This is a genomic window from Pseudanabaena yagii GIHE-NHR1, from assembly GCF_012863495.1.
GTDB classification, from domain to species: Bacteria; Cyanobacteriota; Cyanobacteriia; order Pseudanabaenales; family Pseudanabaenaceae; genus Pseudanabaena; species Pseudanabaena yagii.
This window is the reverse complement of record NZ_JAAVJL010000007.1, coordinates 45,530-51,529: the sequence shown is the minus strand read 5'-3', so window position 1 is coordinate 51,529 and position 6,000 is coordinate 45,530. Positions and strand designations below refer to the sequence as shown.

Below are 6,000 nucleotides of genomic sequence, written 5' to 3'. Positions count from 1 at the left end.
AAGAGGTAATAAGGGGCTAAAGGAAGCTGGAAAGAGATTAAATAAGGGTGGGACTAAAATTGATTGTAGTAATGTTGATGAATTAAGTGATATGCAAATCAAGATTTTGCTATCTCCAATCAAGAATTTGAAATATAGTAGTGATGTATCACAATTTTTTAAAATCTCTTCCGCTAGTGATAATCTCCTTGAACAGATTAGCAACTATCTGTTATCTCTGGCAGATAATCAACAGCAGAAAAAAAACTCTAAATTCCCTTTGATAGTTGGCATTGGATTCTTCTCTGCTTTTGCTATTCTAAGTTTCGGTTGGCTAGGTTGGAAGTACTTTCAGTTTTCTTCGGGACTGCGTGTAAAAACAACGCATCTAACCATTGGTATCCTTACTGATACTAAAGACTATAAACCTTTGGAAGAATATTTAGAGAGTATACTAATACCTGAAGATTTTTCTAAATTCCTAAAAGGCGACAAAATCAAAGTTATCATTGATGGTGATCGTAAGATTAAGTATCAAGAAGCAAGATCGAGAATAGTCAATAAAGAATGGGATATTGCATTTACACTGTCTCCAATGAACTCAGTGGCAGCGAAAGATAATGGCTATTTATACATAGCTAGGATGTTTCCTAGTCAACCCTCATTTTACCAGTCCGCTTTATTTGTTAGCAATAAAAACAGTAACATTAAATCATTAAAAGATATAAAACCTACAACTACAATAGCATTAGGTGAAATCACTTCAGCTTCTAGCTTCTTTATGCCAGCCTATGATCTTTATGGAAAGACATTAACTATTAAAAAAGGTAATCGTGGTTCAGATATCATCAAAATGGTTAAGAACGGAGACGCGGAAATTGGTGCTGGTGCTTTTGGAGACACAATAAAAAATGATACCGCCGAGATTCGTATAATCTCAATTAGTCGTAATATTCCAGGTGCATCAGTATATTTATCGCCTCGTCTTTTGGAACAAGATCGAAACTCAATATCTAAGGCATTAACTGAAGCGCCTCAAGATATACAGAAAAAAGCTAACTATGTAATTGAAGAAGAACCAGACTACTCTTCTTTTTTAGGAATAGCAAGAAGGGTAGAAGAAATTTTGCAATGCTCTGATTTTGACAAAAATCCCGTTAATTTTTTCTGTCCTGAACCCAGTATCTCCAATACAAGCACAAAAACAGTCTTATCTAAAATCACGTTTACTGGCAAAGTAAATGGATACCAAAATTCGTCTAGGGATTTTATCTGGCTTAATGTGGAAACTCCAGAGGGAAAAATTTATAGGGTTGTAATAACTCCAACATTACTAAACCAAATTCCTAATGCTGGAAGTCCCTTAAACATTAAGAACAAAAAAATTGAGCTAAACAATGTAATTCCTCAGCAGATTGAGGGCAATATTTTGGAGATAGTCATAAATGATGCTAGTCAGTTAAAAGTGCTTTGATTAGCTTTTGCCAACAAAATAATATAGAACCTATTGCGATCTAATTCTCATATTCTGAGGCTGGCAACCCATAAAGGATAGCGTATTGCAAGCAGGTTCAAGGATCGATCTACCTGTAAATCCGATCGCGGTGAGTAAGTCCCACATAGCACGGATGACTTCAAAACTCGTTTGATAGGCAGTGGCAGTGGCTGATTTGGCGGCTTGGATTTCGGCGGTAGTGAGCAGTTGGCAAAGTCTTTCATAGCATCGGTACTGCCATGTGTTTCCCTGATGGTTCGCTCCCACCCAGATATCGGTGAGGGTTCCCCATCCCGATGCTTTGGCTAGTTCTAGTTGCTGGGTTGGTTCACCAATTTGGATGGATTTCGATAGGGCGATCGCCTCTACTGTTGCTTCGGCTTTTATCCGTAAAGAACAATCAAAATGCTCTTCAATTTCTGGGGTAATTTCAAACATAGGATTTTGTGCTTTTGGCAAACTTTCAGTTGTTATGCGTTTGTTCTTGAGAACTGGCGCTAGCCATAGGCAAAAAAAAGGCAAGACTTTAGCTGCCTTGCCTTTTTTTAGTATTGGTTCAAAAATCCTCTATTTACCTTTGCCTTGAGTTTTTAGCCAATCACTTAGGTCGGAGATCGTCTCTAAGTCAAATAATGCTTCGGCTAAATTTTCTAGCTGTTTTGTCGATAGTTTATTTACCTTGCCCCGCAAACTTGGGCTAATCTGTCCAAACTTGCGATTGAACAGTCGCAGCAGCATCGTAGCTTGTCCTTTGACCAGTCCGCGCTGCTCGCCTAGCTTTAAACCACGTTGCTCGCCTTCTTCTTTTGCATCTTGATATACACGAGTCTGCTTTAAATCGCTGTATGTAAACATTGCCTCAATCTCCTGCCGACTTAGTTTCGGGAATTTATACACCAATACTGTCTCTATTAATTCTAATACCTGCTCTTGGATTTCGGGATCGTTTTCCTGCTCAATTTTATCGCCCAATCGTCTAGCCATAGTTACGGCTTGACTTTCAGTAGACAAGATTAGCTGAATAATATTGATCGCAAAGGAGTCCGTCTCCCGATCTACCAAGTCTTCCAAGTACACTCTTTGTAACCTCTGGCAGTTGAGCATCTCCTGCACATGGCTTCTTGGCTCTGGCTCATAGCTACGCCTTGCAAAGATGGCGATCGCTTTCCAATCTTGCTCAGGACGGTATTGATTCAGGTATAGATATATCTCAGATAAGTACTCCCAGTAAAAGTCTTCCTTTTGCTGAAATTGCACTTCGATCAGATATATCGGTTTGTCTTTCGCTTTTGGGATAAATATCCCATCAAAGCGAAAGGCTTTCTCTTTCACTTCCACTGAGCTAAATTCATAGCCCTCTGCTTCCGAGATCGGGCGTTCGATTAGCTCAAAGAGTAGCGAATGGAAAGATTGGAAGAGTTGGTAGAATAAAGTGTCGGTTTTCATTGGCATTTACCCTATCAAAATATGTAACTTATGGCAACTTTTTTACGGTTACTTTTTTTAGGAGGATAGATATGGCTCTATCCTCTCTAGCCTCCCTAGTTTCTAGGCTGTGACTAGTTCGCAAACTATGGTCTTTTGTTGAGTAGTCAGGGATGCAACATATTCCCCAACGATGACCTTGGCAGAGTCCTTGGCGACTAGTCCTAACAGGTATGGCTTTTTCCTGCTATTTCTCACGACTTCAATTTGATATCTACCATCCTGCTCACGTTGAGATACAACAATGGAAATACATGCGTGTTCTCCATTACCTGTCCAGTTGGTTGATGCGAGTTCTCCATACTGCGCTCCGACTACTTGCAGTCGCATCAGTTGGTTTTCATGGAGGCGATCGCATACTTCGGGTAAAAACATATTGAAGACAACACTCGCAGTGCCATGATCGCCGTTATGACTGGCTTGCCACATGGCGGCACTACAGGTTTGGGCAGTTTTCTCGCTTTTCTCCCGTAGTTTCTCACCTAAGCCTTTTGCCCATTCCACGGCGGCGCGGAGGATTTTCTTGCGTGATTCCCGATCGCTTGATAGTTTCATCGCTTCCCTAATCTTGCTGGTATATTCATCGCGGCGGGCGATCGCTCTTTTGTAGAGAATCTCACTTGGTTTGACAAATAGTTCGCGGAATTCGAGCAGGGTACGTTCGTGCAAATCTACGGGTTGCCAGATTGCATTCACGGATTGAATCAGGAATGATATCGGATCGTTGTATTCTCCATTGGCTACCAAGGTTCGTGCGGACATTTTGCATCTCTGTTTGGAATCGTAGTAGCTGCCATATACGCCTTGCTTCTTGCGATCGATCAGCCAATCCAGTTTCGGTAAGCTTTTGCCGACTTCATCAAGGAAGGCTTGGTCATGGCTGAGGTCGGATTTGAGCCGATCTACGGCGACTTGGACTTCTTGGGCTAAGCCTGCAATGTACTGATGATGCCCTGTCGCCCATGCGGTAGCTAGGTAATAGGTGATCAGTCCAATTTGGTTTTCGGTGGATCTCAGGGCAACTTCGGCTAATGTGCCTTGCACTGCTACTTTGTCGGGTTTATAGGTGGTGGGCTTGATGTGGTGTTGACGGATTTCTTTGGCGATTTCAGGTAGTTTCTTGATTGATTTGACGCAGAAGGTATCACCATCAAAGTCCATGCCACAGTAGTCACGCGCTTCGTCTGGGTTGACATACATCGTTCCCTGTTGGTTTAGTCCTTTGATGTGCTTGTTTGTCCAGATTTGCAAGTCGTTGCGATCGCGGATGGGATAGCGAAATCCGACATATTCGCCTTTTGGCAATTCAGGGATGCACATTTCCAGTTTTCCTAGTTCGGGACAGGGCTGTGCCATGAAGCTAGAAAAGTTGATGCCGCCACTGGTGGCGAGGGTTAACCACCGTCTTCTTACTAGGTCTTCAATCTTTCTCACCACATAGGGATGTTCTAGCAGTTGTCCGTAGATGTCATGTTTGAGGATTTCCGATAGGATTTTACCATCGGCTTCTTCTTCGCGTTCTTCTTCAGGTTCATCTACTTTCACCCATTGTTCGGTTTGCACTAGTTGGCAGAGTTGTTTGACATCAGATTGGGCTGAGACTAATGTTTCGGCTTTGAGTTGGGTAATCGGTAAGACATCATGGGCGATCGCATGTTGGCTGAACCATTGCCAGACGGTATAGGAGGTCTTGACGCTGCGCTTTTGGGCGAAGTTGACGATTCCTAATTTCAGGCTGGCTACTTGTTGGATTCCTAATGTCAGTTTATGTCCTTTAAAACATGATAGGGGCATTACTAAGTCCACTCCTTGGGGTAGGTTTAGTTCTACTTGCAATGTCCCTTTGGCTACCCATGCGTTGGTTATTCCTGCCCGAAATTGGAATGGTGTATTTGCTGGGATTGCAAAATCTTCGCTTTGACGGAGTTGATTTAACAATTCATGGCTGATTTTGCCATGACAGTCATCAGTGCGAAGTTCTTTGTCTTGGACAATCAGGATCGTTAGTTGTGGGATTGCATAGATTTTGAGGCATTCGGTCATCAGGATTGAGCCGTAGTTGATTTGTCCCATCGCGCTAGGGAAATAGGTGGCAAAGGGATTTAATTCGTGGCTGAAGAAGAAGTCTCCATGTTTTCTCGCTCCTGATGCTCCTGATAGTTGGTATTTGCCCAGTCCTTTGTTGAGGGCGGCGATCGCCTGTTTCTTTAGTGGAACAATGCTTTTGGCGGCGGTGCTGCGTTGGCTTGCGGATTTACTAGTTTTGGCGGTGCTTTCGGCTTTGGCAATCTTGTTCAAAAATGGGGAAATGTTGCCGATACTGAGTTTGATGTCGGGATGCAGTGCTTCTAATAGAGTGTTACGGAATTGGATATCTTTGTCCACAATTTCACCTGTGGCAAGGTTGGTCTTGGCGATCGTTAGCATCTGTTTGTACTCTCAAAGTAGTGAAGCGCCTAGATCGTGGGATCTAGGCGCTTCATGGTGATGGGGTTAGTGGGGTAGTTTAGGCAGCGATTTTATTCATTTCTGGACGATAGATCACCAATCCCTTTGCCAACAGAGCATCGATCGTGGTTGGTCTGGTTGGCAGAAAGTTGATCTTGTCGTCTTTGGTTGCCAAAATCTTGCAGCCGTAATACTCTTCCAAACGCTCTGTGACCTTGCTAATCTGCATCGTGCCGATGTTTGTCAACGTCCAGCCATTCTTCGCTTGATACAGCCACATCTTGTCTGTACTGGCTGGTGGTTTACTGATTTCTGGTTTGCGGGCTGGTGATGCAATGACTTCTGGTTTACGAGTTTGTGGTTTACGGCCAGTTGATTCAGCCTTGGTATTGCTGGCTGCTACTGCTTGTGCGATCTGTTTGACTGGGATTTTGGAATTGATGTGAACAATCAAGGCTCTGGTGGTTACGTTTAGTTCGTCTTGGCTCAATTTGGCAATCATTTTAGTTGCCAATTCTGCGGGGGTATCGAATCTTAGTTGACGTGACATGATTTTAGGTTCCTGACTTTAAGTTGTTGTTGACAATTGCTCA

5 protein-coding genes are annotated in these 6,000 nt (G+C 42.9%); 1 reads left to right on the top strand and 4 read right to left on the bottom strand.

What is annotated here, in order from left to right:
- Positions 1-1,453, top strand: a 1,453-nt coding sequence (locus HC246_RS24970) for a phosphate/phosphite/phosphonate ABC transporter substrate-binding protein (RefSeq protein ID WP_169366130.1), incomplete at its 5' end; no start/stop codon positions are given.
- Positions 1,454-1,483: 30 nt separating this feature from the next.
- On the opposite strand, the gene HC246_RS24965 is transcribed toward HC246_RS24970, so the two are convergent.
- The 4 genes from HC246_RS24965 to HC246_RS24950 all read right to left on the bottom strand — a co-directional run bounded on the left by HC246_RS24965 (position 1,484) and on the right by HC246_RS24950 (position 5,957).
- On the bottom strand, positions 1,484-1,912 hold the full coding sequence (locus HC246_RS24965; protein ID WP_225903116.1) for a class I SAM-dependent methyltransferase: 429 nt from the start codon (positions 1,910-1,912) through the stop codon (positions 1,484-1,486).
- Positions 1,913-2,041: 129 nt separating this feature from the next.
- Positions 2,042-2,920, bottom strand: coding sequence for an Rpn family recombination-promoting nuclease/putative transposase (locus HC246_RS24960; protein WP_169366129.1), 879 nt, complete (start codon positions 2,918-2,920; stop codon positions 2,042-2,044).
- Between the two features lie 102 nt (positions 2,921-3,022).
- Positions 3,023-5,386 carry a hypothetical protein gene (locus HC246_RS24955; RefSeq protein WP_169366128.1) on the bottom strand — a complete coding sequence of 788 codons (2,364 nt, stop codon included), beginning with the start codon at positions 5,384-5,386 and terminating at the stop codon, positions 3,023-3,025.
- Between the two features lie 79 nt (positions 5,387-5,465).
- Entirely contained in the window at positions 5,466-5,957 is a 492-nt protein-coding gene (locus tag HC246_RS24950; protein ID WP_169366127.1) for a hypothetical protein, read from the bottom strand.
- Positions 5,958-6,000 lie beyond the last annotated feature (43 nt).

What these genes read in the sequence shown, in the direction of transcription:
- HC246_RS24965 (WP_225903116.1), bottom strand. Translation starts at nt 1,912, where the DNA reads ATGTTTGAAATTACCCCAGAAATTGAAGAGCATTTTGATTGTTCTTTA.
- HC246_RS24960 (WP_169366129.1), bottom strand. Translation starts at nt 2,920, where the DNA reads ATGAAAACCGACACTTTATTCTACCAACTCTTCCAATCTTTCCATTCG.
- HC246_RS24955 (WP_169366128.1), bottom strand. Translation starts at nt 5,386, where the DNA reads ATGCTAACGATCGCCAAGACCAACCTTGCCACAGGTGAAATTGTGGAC.
- HC246_RS24950 (WP_169366127.1), bottom strand. Translation starts at nt 5,957, where the DNA reads ATGTCACGTCAACTAAGATTCGATACCCCCGCAGAATTGGCAACTAAA.